Raw genomic sequence first — 15295 nt, forward strand, 5'->3', positions numbered from 1 at the left:
CCCGCGAAGGCAGGGACGGCGTTTCTCGTCTCGCTCGGAGAGGAAGCTTAGCGCTTCTCGACCGGCACGTAATCGCGCTGCACCGGGCCCGTGTAGAGCTGGCGCGGGCGGCCGATCTTCTGCTCGGGATCCGAGATCATCTCGTTCCACTGCGCGACCCAGCCGACGGTGCGGGCAAGGGCGAAGAGCGCGGTGAACATCGTGGTCGGGAAGCCGATCGCCGAGAGGATGACGCCCGAATAGAAGTCGACGTTCGGGAACAGCTTCTTCTCGATGAAGTACGGATCGTTGAGCGCCATTTCCTCGAGCTGCAGGGCAACCTCGAAGACCGGATCGTTGACCTTGAGCGCGTCGAACACTTCGCGCACGGTCTTCTGCATCACGGTCGCGCGCGGATCGTAGTTCTTGTAGACGCGGTGACCGAAGCCCATCAGGCGGAACGGATCGTTCTTGTCCTTGGCGCGCGCGATGTACTCGGGGATGCGCTCCGGACGGCCGATCTCGCGCAGCATGTTGAGCGCCGCCTCATTGGCGCCGCCATGCGCCGGGCCCCACAGGCAGGCGATGCCGGCCGCGATGCAGGCGAACGGGTTCGCGCCCGACGAACCGGCGAGACGCACGGTCGAGGTCGAGGCGTTCTGCTCGTGATCGGCATGGAGGATGAAGATGCGGTCCATCGCCTTTTCGATGACCGGGTTCACCACATATTCTTCCGCCGGCACGCCGAAGGTCATGCGCAGGAAGTTGCCGGTGTAGCTGAGCTTGTTGTCCGGGTAGAGGAACGGCTGGCCGACCGAGTATTTGTAGGCCATCGCCGCGATCGTCGGCATCTTCGCGATCAGGCGATGCGACGCGATCATGCGCTGCTTCGGATCGGTGATGTCGGTCGAATCATGGTAGAAGGCCGAGAGCGCGCCGGCGACGCCGCACATCACCGCCATCGGGTGCGCGTCGCGGCGGAAGCCGCGATAGAAGGTCGCGAGCTGCTCGTGCAGCATGGTGTGGCGCGTGATCGTGTTCTCGAACGCGGTCAGCTCGTCCTGGTTCGGCAGCTCGCCGTTCAGCAGGAGGTAGCTGACTTCCATGAAGCTCGAATGCTCGGCGAGCTGGCCGATCGGATAGCCGCGGTGGAGCAGGATGCCCTCGTCGCCATCGATATAGGTCAGGCCCGATTCGCACGATGCGGTCGAAGTGAAGCCGGGGTCATAGGTGAACTTGCCGGTCTGCCCATAGAGCTTGCGGATGTCGATGACGTCCGGTCCGACGCTGCCCGAGAGAATCGGATATTCTACATCCTTCCCCGGAACCTGCAGCTTCGCGGTGTCGCTCATAAACGTCGTCCTATGTTTGGGCCGGGCCTGGGATCAGGCCGGCACGTTCATTTGATCTGCGATGCGAGCCAGGCTCTCTTCGCGTCCCAGCAGCGCTAGAACGTCAAAGATGCCCGGAGATGTCCGGCGACCGGTGAGTGCCGCGCGCAGGGGCTGCGCAGTCGCACCGAGCTTGACACCCGCATCTTCCGCGACGGTGCGTACCGCCGCTTCGAGCGCCTCCGTATCCCAGCTTTCCACGCCGTCAAGCGCGGCGTGCAACTGAGCCAGCAGGGCCCGCACGTCGCCCTCTAGCAGAGCCTTGGCGCCGTCGTCCAATTCCAGTGGGCGGGTGCGAAAAAGGAAGGCCGCACCCTCCGCCAATTCGAGGAGATTCGCGGCGCGCGGCTTCAATGCGGCCATGCTGCGGCGCAGAAGATCCTGCTGCGATTCCGAAAGTTCGAAACCGAGTCGCGGGGCCACCAGATCGGCGAGCCGCTCGTCGCTTGCCGCACGGATATAATGGCCGTTGAGGCTCTCGAGCTTCTTGAGGTCGAAGCGCGACGGGCTGCGGCCGACGCCGGACAGCGCGAACCACTCGATTGCCTGCTCGCGACTGATGATCTCGTCATCGCCATGCCCCCAGCCGAGGCGGAGCAGATAGTTGGACAACGCCTCGGGCAGGATGCCGAGCGCGTCGCGATACTCGTCGACCGCCACCGCATTCTTCCGCTTCGACATCTTGGTGCCGTCCGGATTGAAGATCAGCGGGATGTGCGCGTATTCGGGCTCTTCCCAGCCCATCGCGCGATAGATCGGCAGCTGGCGGAAGGCGTTGTTCAGGTGATCGTCGCCGCGGATCACATGGGTCACGCCCATGTCGTGATCGTCGACCACCACCGCGAGCATATAGGTCGGCGTGCCGTCCGAGCGGAGCAGAACGAGGTCGTCGAGCTCGGCATTGTTGACGGTGACCGGACCCTGGACATGATCCTCGATCGTCACCGCGCCTTCGCGCGGCGCCTTGAGGCGGATGACGAAGGGAGCGTCGCCACCCTCGGCCTCGTCGCGGTCGCGCCAGCGGCCATCATAGCGCAGCGGCTGCTTGTTCGCCTTCTGCTCGGCGCGCATCGCCTCGAGTTCCTCGGCGGTGGCGAAGCACTTGTAGGCATGGCCATTGGCGAGCATCTCGCGCGCCACCTGGGCGTGCCGCTCGGCGCGGGAGAACTGATAGACTTCCTCGCCGTCCCAATCGAGGTTCAGCCAGCGCATCCCGTCGAGGATCGCGGAGATCGCCTGGTCGGTCGAGCGGGCGCGATCGGTATCCTCGATGCGCAGCAGGAACTTGCCGCCGTGGTGACGGGCGAACAGCAGGTTGAACAGAGCGGTGCGCGCACCGCCAATGTGCAGGAACCCGGTAGGGGACGGTGCGAACCGCGTGACGACCTGTTTCGCACCCGTATCAGATGTTGCGCCCAACCGAGCTTGCTCCCAGAACTGTGTTTCGATGGCCCATTCAGCCACCGAGGGCGCCCCTAGCACGGGGTTTACCTCCCTTCAAATGGGGGGCGGGGCGGTGTTTCGCCAGATTGGCGGCGCGATCGAGCGCTGGCTGGAGGCGGAGCGGGGGCAGTTGCCGCTCTGGCTGCCGGTGGCGCTGGGCGGAGGAATCACCGCCTGGTTACTGCTTCCCGACGTGTCGCGCTGGATCGGATTTCTCCTCGCCTGCGCCGCGGTGGCGCTGCTGGGGCTCGCCTTGCCGGGGCGGCTGGGACGGGCGCTGCTGATCGGAGGTCTCGCCATGGCTGCGGGCTGCGGGCTGATCTGGTGGCGGGCCGAGCATGTGGCGGCACCGGTACTGGCGCGACCGGCGGTGGTGGAGATCACCGGACGCGTCGTGCGGGTCGAGCGGATGCCGGCGCGCGAGGTGGTGCGCGTGACATTGCTGCCGGGCCGGCGCGACCTGCCGCCGCGGGTGCGGGTGAACCTCGAGGCGCGGGACGTGCCGGCAGGCCTGGCGCCGGACGCCGTGGTGAAGTTGCGCGCCCGGCTGATGCCCCCGGCCGAGGCCGCGGTGCCGGGCGGATATAATTTCGCGCGCACCGCCTGGTTCGTCGGGCTCGGTGCCACGGGCAAAGGTTTTGACCCGGTAGAGGTGGTGACGCCGGCAAAGGCATCCGGCGCGGATCTGCGGGCATCGCTTTCCACACACATCCAGTCGCGAATCGAGGGGAGTGCAGGCGGCATCGCAAGTGCGCTGGCGACCGGCGACCAGGGCGCGATCGCCGAGGAGGATGTAGAGGCGATGCAGCGCTCCGGCCTTGCGCACCTGCTCTCGGTGAGCGGATTGCACGTCACGGCGGTGACGGCCGCGGCGATGCTGCTGGTGCTCAAGCTGCTCGCGTTGAGCCCGACGCTGGCACTGCGCTGGCGCCTGCCGCTCGTCGCGGCGGGAGCCGGAGCGCTGGCCGCCATCGGCTATACCTGGCTCACGGGCGCCGAGGTGCCGACGATCCGCTCCTGCGTCGCCGCGCTGCTGGTGCTGCTCGCGCTGAGCCTGGGGCGCGAGGCGATCACGCTGCGGCTGGTCGCGGCGGGCGCGCTGATCGTCCTGCTGCTCTGGCCCGAGGCGCTGGCGGGCGCGAGCTTCCAGCTGAGCTTCGCGGCGGTGACCGCGATCGTGGCGCTGCACGAGAGCCCCCGCATGCAGGGCTGGTTCGGCAAGCGCGAGGAAGGACGGGCGGCGGCGTTCCTGCGCGGTATGGGCTCGCTGCTGCTCACCGGTGTCGCCGTCGAGCTGGCGCTGATGCCGATCGGACTGTTCCACTTCCACCAGGCCGGCCTCTACGGCGCGCTGGCCAACATCGTCGCGATTCCGCTCACCACCTTCGTGATCATGCCGATCGAGGCGCTGGCGCTGCTGCTCGACCTCGTCGGGCTGGGCGGCCCGGCCTGGTGGCTCACCGCCCGGGCGCTCGACCTGCTGCTCTGGATCGCGCGGACCACCGCTGCCGCGCCGGGAGCGGTGTCGGCCTTTCCGAGCATGCCGAACGGCGCCTTCGGGCTGATGGTGGCCGGCGGGCTGTGGCTGGCGCTGTGGCGGACACGGCTACGCTGGGCAGGAGCGGTGCCGCTGGTCGCCGGCGTCGCCTGGATGCTCGCCACGCCGGCGCCCGACCTGATCGTCACCGGCGACGGACGCCATCTCGCGATCCGCATGCCCGATGGCAGCATGGCGCTGCTGCGCGACCGGGCGGGGGACTATACGCGTGACATGCTGGCAGAGACCGGCGGCAGCGATGCCGAACCGGTAGCGCTATCGGACCAGCCGGGCGCGCGGTGCAGCCTGGACAGCTGCATGATCGAGCACCGGGCCGGAGACCGGGTCTGGCGTATCGCTGCGACGCGCAGTCCCTATACGCTGCCCTGGGCCGAGTTCATCGCCCTGTGCCGCAGCGTCGACGTGATGATCAGCGACCGGCGCCTGCCCGCGGGTTGCACACCGCGCTGGCTCAAGCTCGACAGGCCGGCGCTCGCCAGGACGGGCGGCGTGGCGATCGCGTTCAGGAGCGGCCGCGTGACGATGGTGCGCGGAGCCGGGCAACACCCCTGGCTCAACCCGCCCAAGGTGCAGCCGCCCTACGTGCCGGCCGACTGACACCTTCGGAGGATCGGGAACCTCAATACTTGCGCAGCAGCCCTGCGAGGCGGCCCTGCACGCGGACCTGGTCGGGGCGATAGCGCTGGGGATTGTAGTCGCGATTGGCCGGGTCCAGCCGGATCATCGCGCCTTCCTTGCGGAAATACTTCAGCGTCGCCTCATTCTCCTCGATCAGCGCCACGACGATCTCGCCGTCGCGGGCCGTCTCGGTGCGGCGGATCAGCGCATAGTCGCCGTCGAGAATGCCGGCCTCGACCATCGAGTCACCCGCGACTTCGAGCGCATAATGCTCGCCTGCGCCGAGCAAGGCGGCGGGGACCGGAAGCATGGCCGAATCCTGCAGCGCCTCGATCGGGGTGCCGGCGGCGATACGGCCGTGCAGCGGGATCTCGATCACGTCATTGGCCGGAGCCGGCGGCGTCGCGGGCGCGGAAGTTGACGAAGTTGATGCCACGGGGCCCCCGGTCTTGGGGGCTGCGGGCTTCTTCACTGCCTCGCCGCCACGCTCGGGCATGCGCAGCACTTCGAGCGCGCGGGCACGGTTGGGCAGGCGGCGAATGAACTCACGCTCCTCCAGCGCCGAGATCAGCCGATGCACGCCCGACTTCGATTTGAGATCGAGCGCTTCCTTCATTTCCTCGAACGAAGGCGACACGCCGGTCTCGGCAAGCCGGTCGGCAATAAAGCAGATGAGCTCGTGCTGCTTGCGCGTGAGCATCAAGTTTCTCCCGGTCTGGAACAGACTGGGAACGTTTTTGCAATGTTCCGCTCGCTTGTCAAGCGATGTCGAGGATTTCCGCCGAGTCGCCCGTTTTCGCCTCCGGTACCCCTGCCGGGCGCACGATCAGGCAGGTCGCGCGGGCCAGGGTGCGCAGCATCGACGAGTCCTGGATCGTCGCGGCATGGGCGCGCCCGTCGATCAGCTCGGCCCGCAGATAGTCGGCGCGGGCGCCGGTGGCGGGCAGGGACTCGCCCAGCGGCACGGTGCGCGTCCCTGGCAGCGGATCGGCGGCACCGGCGAGATGCGCGATCAGCGGACGGACGAACAGCGTCGCGGTCGCGAAGACCGATACCGGGTTGCCGGGCAGGCCGAGCACCACGGCATCGCCCAGCCGGCCCGCCATCATCGGCTTGCCCGGGCGCAGCGCGACCTTCCAGAAATCGATCGTCGCGCCCACCGCCGCCAGCGCAGGACGGACGAGGTCATGATCGCCGACCGAGGCGCCGCCGGTGGTGACGAGCAGGTCGCAGTCGAGAGCGCGGAACGCCGCCTCGAGCGCGTCCTGGCGATCGGGCAGGATGCCGAGGTCGATCAGCTCGACCGGCAGATCGGCGAGCATCGCGGCGAGGAGCAGGCGATTGGTCTCGGGGATCTGGTCGGGACCGAGCGGCGTGCCGGGCGGGACCAGCTCGTCGCCGGTGGAGAGCAGTGCCACGCGCAGCTTGCGGCGGACGGGCAGCGTCGCGTGTCCGGCGATGGCGGCAAGGGCGAGGCGCGCGGGGGTGATGCGCTCTCCCGCCTGGATCAGTGCGTCTCCCTCGGCGAAATCGAGCCCGCGGGGGCGCACGCTGCTGCCCAGGCGCGGCGGGCCTTCGCCGGCGAGGGCGAGGCGATCGCCGTCATGCGCGGCTTCCTCCTGGACCAGCACGGTATCGGCACCCGTGGGGAGCGCGGCGCCGGTGAAGATGCGCACCGCCTGTCCGGGAGCGACTTGGCCCGCAAAGCTGCGGCCGGCGGCGCTCTCGCCGATCACTTCCCAAGGGCCGGGCAGGTCGGCGAAGCGGATCGCATAGCCGTCCATCGAGGAAAGGTCCGCCGCGGGCTGGGTGCGCAATGCGACGATGTCCCGCGACGCCCAGCGACCCGAGGCGTCGGCCAGCGGGCACAATTCCTCCGCCACCGGAAGGGCGAGCGCGAACAGGCGCTGCTGGGCTTCGGCGACGGGGAGGAGGGCGGCCATACCCCACTGCCTAGGGCAGGCAGGCAGGGCGCGCCAGTATCGTCAGCCGGCGATCCGCCCGAGATCGCCTGCCTTGAGCGGTAGCCGGAACTCGCAGAGGAAGCGGTGGCGATCGTCGGTCTCGATCACCGCGGCGGGGCCGCCGCCGATGTTGGGCAGCGAGATCCACAGCTGGGCGCCGTTGGCGAAGGGCGCGCGCGTCTCGAACTCGACGAGCTGGGGCGTGATCGCGCGCAGCTTGACGTTCCACCAGCGCACGCCCTCGCGCACCCGGGCGGGGACATCGAGGCGGATCGCCTTCTGGTCCGGGATCAGCCCGGTCTGCTCCTGGATCACCGCCATGCGGGTGTGGTGCGAGGGCTGCTGCTGGGCCTGGCGCAGCCAGGGCATCAGCACCTGCCAGGGCAGGTCTTCGTCGAACGCGACGCCGGCGAAGCTGCCCTGCGACCATTTCACCAGCCCGTCGAGCGGGCGAAGGCCGTCGAAATTGATCTGCACCGCATCGCCTTCCTGCAGGGCGATGTCGGTCTCGAAACCACAGCCACCTTGGGAGAGGTTGCGGCTGCGGGTGAACTCGACATGGTTGCCGCGCCGCACGCAGATCGTCTGGTGCAGCTCGACACGGGGCACCGAGCGGCGCTCGGCGGGCAGGGCGGCCAAGTTGCGGGCGAGCGTGCTGATCACGTCGATCGGCGTTTCGAACAGGAAGCCGGCCGCGCCCTGCTCGGTCCATGCGATGCGGCCGGATAGCGACTGGCCGTTGGCGAGTTCGAGCCGCAGCCCTTCCTCCTCGACCACTTCGTCCTCGATCTGCAGCATCGCGCCCGCAGCGCTCAGCTTGCGGATCGAGCAGGCGAGGCGGGTCGTCTCGCCTGCGAGGATCGCAGCGTCGAATGCGGCAGGGTCACCCGGCTCGGGCAGAAGATGCGCCGCCGGCGCCTCGCCCGAGAGGCTGAAAATGGTGGAGGACGCAAGTCCCTGTCGCATAAATGATTTTTCCCGCCCGGACCCCTCTCGATAGTGGGGACAAGGGTCTGAAGGCGGGGTTAAGTTCCAGGGTTGCGGAATCCCTAATGCAAGGCCGAAACGATCAGTCGCGATCGGGCGCGCCGAGCGGGAAATAATGGCGATAGGGCCGGGCATCCTCGACGCAGCGCACGACCGAGGGGCGGGCGAGCAGCCGGGCGCGATAGGCACGGAGGTTGGCCAGCGCCTCCGGGATCGGGTGGACCCAATCGGCATAGAAGAGCGACGGCGCGGCGGCGCAGTCGGCGAGGGTGAAGCTGTCGCCCACGGCCCATGTGCGCCCGGCCAGATGGGCATCGAGCCAGGCATAGACCTTGTCGAGCTTCGCCATCGCCTCGTCGAGGCCGATCGGATCGCGCCGATCCTCGGGCAGCAGCGAATTGAGCACGGGCCGCTGCATCATGCCCATCACATAATTGTCGAACACCCGGTCGAGCATCCGCGCCTGCACGGCGAGATCGGCATCGGCGGGGATCAGCGATACCGGGCCGGGGTGATGGACGTGCAGATATTCGATGATCGCGGTCGCCTCCAGGACGGTGCGATCGCCTTCGGCAAGGACCGGGAAGAGCTTGAGCGGCCAGCGGGCCTCCAGTTCCTCCGCGGCGCCGGGCTCCTCGAGGTTACGGAAGGTGAAGGCGGTGTCGTTCTCGTAGAAGGCGATCAGCGCCTTCCAGGTGTAGGACGAAAAGGGGTGGCCGAAGAGCTGAAGGGTCATGGCATCCTCAATAGTTAGGTTTTAAGCTAAGTATCTTGATGCGGCTGTGCTGTCACGCGAATTTTCGCTGCTGTCCTTCTTTCTCCCCTCCCTGGAAGGGAGGGGCTGGGAGTGGGTTGCGAGCGCAGCGAGCCCAACCATGTCCCTGGTGATAAAGAAAAGGCCGGGCATCGAGCCCGGCCTTTTCTAACCCACCCCTAACCCCTCCCTTGCAGGGAGGGGAATTTAAAGCCCCTCAGGCCACCCAGTCGCCCGACTTGCCGCCCTTCTTGGCGAGCAGGCGGATCTCGCCGATGGTCATGCCCTTATCGAGCGCCTTGGCCATGTCGTAGAGGGTGAGGAGCGCGGTCGAGACGGCGGTGAGCGCCTCCATCTCGACGCCGGTCTGCGCTTCGGTGGCGGCGGTGGCGGTGACGGTGACGCCGGTCTCGTCCGGAGCGAGATCGACCAGGACCTTGGTCAGCGGCAGCGGGTGGCAAAGCGGGATCAGCTCGGCGGTGCGCTTGGCGGCCATGATCCCGGCGATGCGCGCGGTGGCCAGGACGTCGCCCTTCTTCACGGCGCCCGCGCGGATCGCGGCTGCGGCTTCCGGAGACATGGTGATGCGGCCGGTGGCCACCGCCTCGCGCGCTGTGACGGCCTTGCCCGCGACATCGACCATGCGTGCGGCGCCGGTCTCGTCGAGGTGCGTCAGCTCGCTCACCCCACCAATGCCCGGGTAGCCGCCTCGACATCGTCCTGCCGCATCAGGGACTCGCCGACGAGGAAGCAGCGGATGTCGTGCGCGGCCATGGCATCGAGGTCGGCCCGGCTGTTCAGGCCGGATTCGGCGACGAAGGTGCAGTCCTTGGGGGCCTGGCCGACCAGGTCGTAGGTCTTCTGGACGTCGACCTCGAAGGTCTTGAGATTGCGGTTGTTCACCCCGATCAGGCGCGAGCGCAGCTTGAGGGCGCGCTCCAGCTCCTCGGCATCGTGCACTTCGACCAGCACGTCCATGCCGAGGCCCAGCGCGGCATCCTCGATCTCCGCCATCTGGGCGTCTTCGAGCGCGGCGACGATGATCAGGATCGCATCCGCCCCGATCGCGCGCGATTCGAGCGCCTGCCAGGGATCGACCATGAAGTCCTTGCGGATCACCGGCAAGTCGCAGGCGGCGCGGGCGGCGATCAGATAGTCCTCATGCCCCTGGAAATATTCGAGGTCGGTCAGCACCGAGAGGCAGGCGGCACCGCCGGCCTGATAGGCGCGGGCATGGGCGGGGGGATCGAAATCGGCGCGGATCAGGCCCTTGGACGGGCTGGCCTTCTTGATCTCGGCGATCAGGCCATAGCCGCCGGTGGCGGCTTTTGCGTCGAGCGCGGCCTTGAAACCGCGCGGGGGCGTGCGGGTGAGGGCCTGGGCGTGGAGGTCGCTCATCGGCACGGCCTTGCGGCGGGCGGCGACTTCGCCGTGCTTGGTGGCGATGATGGTATCGAGGATCGTGGACATCAAAAGGCGATCCAGCAGTCGAGCAGCGCCTTGGCAAGGCCCTTGTCGATCACCTCGGCGGCTTCCTCGGCACCTTCGCGCAGGTCGCCGGCCTCGCCCGCGATCACCAGGGCGGCGGCGGCGTTGAGCAGCACCGCGTCGCGATAGGGGCCCGGCTCGCCCTGGAGCAGGCGGCGGAGTGCCAGAGCGTTGTATTCCGGGCCGCCGCCGCGAATGGCCGTCAAGGGATGGCGGGGGAGGCCGGCATCCTCTGGGGTGATCCGAGAAGGCAGGCCCGAGCTGCCGATGCTCACCACCACGCTGGCATGCTCGGTGGAGAGCTCGTCCAGCCCTTCCTCGCCCGAGACGATCGCAGCGGCTTCGACGCCGAGCTGTTCGAGCGCCTCGGCATAGATCGGCGCGTAATCGGGGCGGGCGATGCCGATCAGCTGGCGGGTGACGTGCGCCGGGTTGGCCAGCGGTCCCATCAGGTTGAAGATGGTGCGGCGGCCGATGCGGCGGCGCAGCGGCCCGATCCGCGCCATCGAGGGATGGTGCGCCTGGGCGAAGAGGAAGGCGATGCCGAGCTCGTGCAGGCTCTCCTCCGCGCGCGCGCCGGCGCGGTCGAGGTCGAGGCCGAGCGCCTCCAGCGTATCCGCCGCGCCCGACTTGGACGAGGCGGCGCGGTTGCCGTGCTTGGCGACCGGAACCCCGGCCGCGGCCACGACCAGGCTCACCGCGGTCGAGACGTTGAGGGTGTGGTGCCCGTCGCCGCCGGTGCCGCACACGTCGATCGCGCCTTCGGGGGCAGTGATCGGGATCAGCCGCGCCCGCATCGCCCGGGCTGCCTCGGCGATCTCGATGCTGGTCTCGCCGCGCACCGACAGGTCGATCAGGAAGCGCTCGATTTCTGGCTCGGGCACATTGCCGTCGAGGATATCGGAAAAGGCCTGGGCGGCGGACTCGCGCGCGAGCGGGCTCGTGGGGTCGGGGAGGAGGGTAAAGGTCGTCACGCGGGCTCTATCGCCCTTCGTCCCTAGCGAAGTCGAGCAAATCCTGTTTGGGGCGACACGAGGCCGGCTTCAGGAAGCCGGGCGATGGGCGTTGCTGATCACGCGGGTCATTTGCCAATGGCCATGATCCTGGTGCCAGATCACCGTGAAGCCGGCGCGCGTGGCGAGCTGTTCGGGCTGGTCGCCTTGTTTCGCGTAGAAGAGATGCTCGCCCGACAGGATTGCGCCATAGCCCGGCACGCGCTCGACCCGGATGCTGTCGGGCACCAGCGCGCGGCGGATATGGAGGCCGGGCGTGCCGCAGGGGCCCTTCACGAGCGAGGCGACCACGCCGGCGCGCGTGCGGGTGACGCCGGTGATGTCATGGTAGAACTCGACATCGGCGGAGAAGAAGGGCGCCATCGCCGCGGCGTCACAGGCGTTGAACGCGCGCCAGAAATTGGCATCGGCTTCGCGCACCGCCTGCTCCTCGGCCTGGGCATGCGCGGCAACGGGCGCGGCAAACAGGGCGAGGGCAAACGCGATCGGCCGCATGGGCGTGAATCCGTGTTATTCGAATAATACAGTGCGCCGTGTCCGGCCGGCGGTCAACCCGCCTCGATCAGGTGGCGTCCCTCGGGGCTGATCGCCAGGTCGCGCCAGTCGAGCTCCTCCTGGAGCTGCTCGTACAGGTCCTGCCCGATCACGTCGGTGTCGCGCAGTTCGTCGAGCTTGTCGCGCTGGGCGGCGACGGCGGCGAGCTGGAGGCGCTGGCGGGCGTCGAACTCCGGGCAGATATTGTCGGCGCCGTTGCGATCGATCTCGAACTGGCGGCGGGTCTCGTCGGCGACCTTGCCCTGCTCGCCCTCCAGCGCCGCGAGCGCGGCCTCGGCGAGCTTGCGACGGGCCTGGTCGAGCAGTTCCTCGCCATCGCCCTTGCCGGCCAGGCCAAGCAGCCGGATCAACGGGGCGAGGGTGAGGCCCTGCAGCACCAGGGTCGCCAGCACCACGGCGAAGGCGGATAGCACGATCAGGTCGCGCTGGGGGAAGTCGTGCGGCAGCGCGAAGGCCGTGGCGAGCGTCACCAGCCCGCGCATCCCGCACCAGCCGACCACCACGCTCTGCGCGAAGCTGGGCGGAGGCAGGTTGCCGCGGATCATCGGGAAGGTGCGGACGAGGAGGTTGTAGGCGAGCGACCAGGCCATGCGCGTGACGATCACGCCGAGCACGACCAGTCCGGCGAAGATCGCGGCCTCATGCAGGCGCTCGGGGCTCATCTGGGCGACGATCTGGCGGGCCTGCATGCCCATCAGCAGGAAGGCGACGACGTTGAGCACGAACACGCCGACGCCCCATACCGCGAAGGACTGGACGCGGTTGCGGGCGCTGATCGGCACCGAGGGTGAATTGGAGACGTACATCGCGCAGGCGACCACGCAGAGCACGGCGGAGAGGCCGAGCCGCTCGGCGAGGATCCAGGCGATCCAGGTGTTGACGAACTCGAACAGGTTCCCGCCGAACGAACCGCGGGTGAAGGGCATCACCTTGCCCATCGCCCAGCCGCAGAACAGGCCGAGCGCGATGCCGCCGGGCACGGCGAGGCTCAGGCGGGTGGCGACCATGGTGTCGATCCCGCCATGGCTCTGCACCGCCAGCGCGGCGCCGAACAGCAGCAAGGCGGTGGCATCGTTGAGCAGGCTCTCGCCGGTGAGCACCTGAACGGTTCGACGCGGCAGGGCGGCGGATTGGAGCACCGTCGTCGCCGCGGCGGCGTCGGGCGGGGCGACGATGGCGCCGAGCGCGATGGCGGCAGCGATCGGCAGGCCGGCGAACGCCCAGCCGATCCAGGCGACCACGGCGGTGGAGAGCAGCACCGCGACCACGGCAAGCGAGACGAGCGGCCGCCACAGCCGGCGGATCGCGGCGAGAGGGAAGTCGAACGCGGCGTCGAGCAGGACGGGCGCGATGAACAGCGCCATCGCGGTGTGCCCGTCGAGCGCGATGTCGGGCGAGCCGGGGATCAGCGCGACGACCACGCCGGCGGCAGCGAGCATCGTCGGATAGGGAATCGGCGTGCGCCGCGAGACCTGCAGCAGCAGGACCGCCAGCGCGAGCAGCGCGACGAGGCTTTCGAAGAAGCTCATGCACGGGAGGCTAGCGCAGGCGGGCGCTGCTTCAAGCCCTACTTTCCCTCTCCCGCTTGCGGGAGAGGGCGGTCGAGCGAAGCGAGACCGGGTGAGGGTGTAAGCGATAGGCAAGTACTAAGCTCGCCTATCGCTTACACCCTCACCCTTCCGCCGACTTCGTCGGCTCCCTCCCTCTCCCAACGGGAGAGGGAATCAGTTCGCATTCCCCGGCTGGGACTGCTCCGGGGCCGGCGGGCCATCCTCCGGTCCGTCGAACCCGTGCGGCCCGTGACGGGGGGCAAAGTCGCGCGACGGCGCAGGCGGGACCTCGCCGACGACCAGCTTGCCGTCCTTGTTGGTGTCGAACTTGTCGAAACGGGCATTGGCCGCTGCGATCCATTCGGCACGCGTGACGACGCCGTCACCATTGGCATCGGCACGGGCGAAGGGGCCCATCCGCATGCCGTGGTCCATGCTCGCGAAGGCGATGCCGCCCGCTGCGACCGTGACGAGCACGCCCGCCAGCGTCGCTGCAACCAGCTGCAGTCTGTGGTTCATTGCACTTCTCCATCGGGCCCTGGATCGGGCCACGGCGGAGAAACTGGGGGCACGCTGTCGCGAAGCTATGTCACCGCGCAACCGAAATTGTCGCAAAGCTTTGCAGAATCAGGCGAGCGCGCGCGCCTCGATCCCGGCGAGCTTCAGGAAATTGGCCAGCATGGCATGGCCATGCTCGGTGGCGATGCTCTCGGGGTGGAACTGCACGCCGTGGATCGGCAATTCCCTGTGCCGGAATCCCATCACGTGCGCGTCATCGGCGGTGGCGTTGACCGCCAGATCGTCGGGAATGTCGGTGACGATCAGCGAGTGATAGCGCGTCGCGGTGAAGGGCGAGGGCAGGCCCTCGAACAGGCCGGTGCCGTCATGGCTCACCGGGCTGGTCTTGCCGTGCATCAGCCCGCCGCGCACCACCGATCCGCCGAAATGCTGGCCGATCGCCTGATGGCCCAGGCACACGCCGAGCAGCGGTTTCCTGAGGTCCGCACAGGCGGCGACCAGGTCGAGGCTGATCCCGGCTTCGTTGGGGGTGCACGGGCCCGGCGAGATCAGGAACGCCTGGGCGTTGCTGGCCACGGCGTCGCGCGCGCTGAGCGCGTCGTTGCGCACCACCTGCACTTCGGTGCCGAGCTCCATCAGATAGTGGACCAGGTTCCAGGTGAAGCTGTCGTAATTGTCGATGACGAGGATCATGGGAAAGGCGCTACCGTGTCTGAAGGGCTACGACAATCGGCCCGATCGGCGTGCCGCCGTCGAGCCGGTCCGAGACGGGATCCCAGAGCCGCGATACCGCCCCGTCGAGATAGAGCGCGTCGGGCGCGGCGAGCTTGTCGCGGAACAGCCGGGCGAAGCGGCCGAACGAGACGGCCTCGTTGCTGATCGCGAACCAGGCGCTGCCGTTCAGGCCGACGCCCACGGCATTGCGGATCGTCAGCGAAGTGCCGTTCTCGGCGAGCTTGGGGTGGAGCTTGCCGGCGATCAGCAGCATCGGCCCCGATTGGGTGGCGAAGCGGACGTGATCGGGCTTGTTGGCGGCGAAGTCGTCGGTGGTGGCGACGTGCCAGCCCTTGGCATCGCCCCAGAACACGCCGTTCGGCTGCATGTGGAAATTCCCCGGGCCCGGCCGGCGGTTGAGCGGCTTCTGTTCGGCGCCGTCCTCGACATAATAGCCGATCGGCAGGCCGGCGGCGTCGAACATGCCGGCGTTCATCGCGAAGGCGATGCGCGGATAGCGATCGCCGAGGCGCGGCTGGAGCCCGGTGAAGTCGCGCATCGGGCGGCCGTCCAAGCTCTTGTCGACGAGCATCAGGTCGTGCTTCTGCGGATCGGCGCGGCACACTGTGAAGCTGGTGCCCTCGAAGGTGATCTTGCGGCACGCGTCGTCGACGCCTCCGTTGGAGGCGCAGGCGGTCAGCGTCAGGAAGGCGCCGGCAACGGCGATCGGCCGGATCATGCCTGCCACTTAAGATGAAATGG

At 68.5% G+C, this 15295-nt stretch carries 15 protein-coding genes; 1 reads left to right on the forward strand and 14 read right to left on the reverse strand.

The window, feature by feature from the left end; genetic code table 11:
- Nucleotides 1–47: 47 nt before the first annotated feature.
- Nucleotides 48–1331, reverse strand: a complete 1284-nt coding sequence (locus tag GGR46_RS04430; RefSeq protein WP_183994907.1) for a citrate synthase — start codon at nucleotides 1329–1331, stop codon at nucleotides 48–50.
- A gap of 33 nt (nucleotides 1332–1364) precedes the next feature.
- Complete coding sequence (gltX, locus tag GGR46_RS04435) at nucleotides 1365–2789, reverse strand: glutamate--tRNA ligase (protein WP_221262549.1); 1425 nt, start codon at nucleotides 2787–2789, stop codon at nucleotides 1365–1367.
- A gap of 82 nt (nucleotides 2790–2871) precedes the next feature.
- Here gltX and GGR46_RS04440 point away from each other — a divergent pair, with 82 nt between their 5' ends.
- The gene (locus GGR46_RS04440) at nucleotides 2872–4968 is read left to right on the forward strand and encodes a ComEC/Rec2 family competence protein (RefSeq protein ID WP_183994912.1); all 2097 of its coding nucleotides are present in this window, start codon (nucleotides 2872–2874) and stop codon (nucleotides 4966–4968) included.
- Nucleotides 4969–4990: 22 nt separating this feature from the next.
- Here the strand turns inward: GGR46_RS04440 and lexA are convergent, their stop codons facing one another.
- The 12 genes from lexA to GGR46_RS04500 form a co-directional block, all read right to left on the reverse strand.
- The gene (gene lexA, locus GGR46_RS04445) at nucleotides 4991–5689 is read right to left on the reverse strand and encodes a transcriptional repressor LexA (RefSeq protein WP_183994914.1); all 699 of its coding nucleotides are present in this window, start codon (nucleotides 5687–5689) and stop codon (nucleotides 4991–4993) included.
- A 58-nt stretch (nucleotides 5690–5747) separates the two neighbouring features.
- A complete protein-coding gene (locus GGR46_RS04450; protein WP_183994916.1) occupies nucleotides 5748–6932 on the reverse strand; it encodes a molybdopterin molybdotransferase MoeA in 1185 nt (394 codons plus the stop codon).
- Nucleotides 6933–6974: 42 nt separating this feature from the next.
- Nucleotides 6975–7919: a PilZ domain-containing protein gene (locus tag GGR46_RS04455; protein ID WP_183994919.1), complete on the reverse strand. Its 945-nt coding sequence runs from the start codon at nucleotides 7917–7919 to the stop codon at nucleotides 6975–6977.
- Nucleotides 7920–8022: 103 nt separating this feature from the next.
- Nucleotides 8023–8676 (reverse strand): glutathione S-transferase family protein, encoded by a 654-nt coding sequence (locus tag GGR46_RS04460; RefSeq protein ID WP_183994921.1) that lies wholly within the window; start codon nucleotides 8674–8676, stop codon nucleotides 8023–8025.
- A gap of 235 nt (nucleotides 8677–8911) precedes the next feature.
- Nucleotides 8912–9379 (reverse strand): cyclic pyranopterin monophosphate synthase MoaC, encoded by a 468-nt coding sequence (gene moaC / locus GGR46_RS04465; RefSeq protein WP_183994923.1) that lies wholly within the window; start codon nucleotides 9377–9379, stop codon nucleotides 8912–8914.
- On the reverse strand, nucleotides 9376–10164 hold the full coding sequence (gene trpC, locus GGR46_RS04470) for an indole-3-glycerol phosphate synthase TrpC (protein WP_183994925.1): 789 nt from the start codon (nucleotides 10162–10164) through the stop codon (nucleotides 9376–9378). Before trpC ends, moaC begins: the two co-directional genes overlap by 4 nt.
- Nucleotides 10164–11156 carry an anthranilate phosphoribosyltransferase gene (gene trpD / locus GGR46_RS04475; protein ID WP_183994927.1) on the reverse strand — a complete coding sequence of 331 codons (993 nt, stop codon included), beginning with the start codon at nucleotides 11154–11156 and terminating at the stop codon, nucleotides 10164–10166. Before trpD ends, trpC begins: the two co-directional genes overlap by 1 nt.
- Before the next feature lie 69 nt (nucleotides 11157–11225).
- Nucleotides 11226–11690, reverse strand: a complete 465-nt coding sequence (locus GGR46_RS04480; RefSeq protein ID WP_183994929.1) for a nuclear transport factor 2 family protein — start codon at nucleotides 11688–11690, stop codon at nucleotides 11226–11228.
- Nucleotides 11691–11743: 53 nt separating this feature from the next.
- Nucleotides 11744–13279, reverse strand: coding sequence for a cation:proton antiporter (locus GGR46_RS04485; protein ID WP_183994931.1), 1536 nt, complete (start codon nucleotides 13277–13279; stop codon nucleotides 11744–11746).
- Between the two features lie 195 nt (nucleotides 13280–13474).
- Nucleotides 13475–13819: a hypothetical protein gene (locus tag GGR46_RS04490; RefSeq protein ID WP_183994934.1), complete on the reverse strand. Its 345-nt coding sequence runs from the start codon at nucleotides 13817–13819 to the stop codon at nucleotides 13475–13477.
- A 108-nt stretch (nucleotides 13820–13927) separates the two neighbouring features.
- Entirely contained in the window at nucleotides 13928–14512 is a 585-nt protein-coding gene (locus tag GGR46_RS04495; RefSeq protein ID WP_183994936.1) for an anthranilate synthase component II, read from the reverse strand.
- 10 nt (nucleotides 14513–14522) lie between these two features.
- Nucleotides 14523–15272, reverse strand: a complete 750-nt coding sequence (locus GGR46_RS04500) for a phosphodiester glycosidase family protein (RefSeq protein ID WP_183994938.1) — start codon at nucleotides 15270–15272, stop codon at nucleotides 14523–14525.
- Nucleotides 15273–15295: the final 23 nt, after the last annotated feature.

It is taken from the genome of Sphingomonas kyeonggiensis, from assembly GCF_014196745.1.
GTDB lineage: Bacteria > Pseudomonadota > Alphaproteobacteria > Sphingomonadales > Sphingomonadaceae > Sphingomonas > Sphingomonas kyeonggiensis.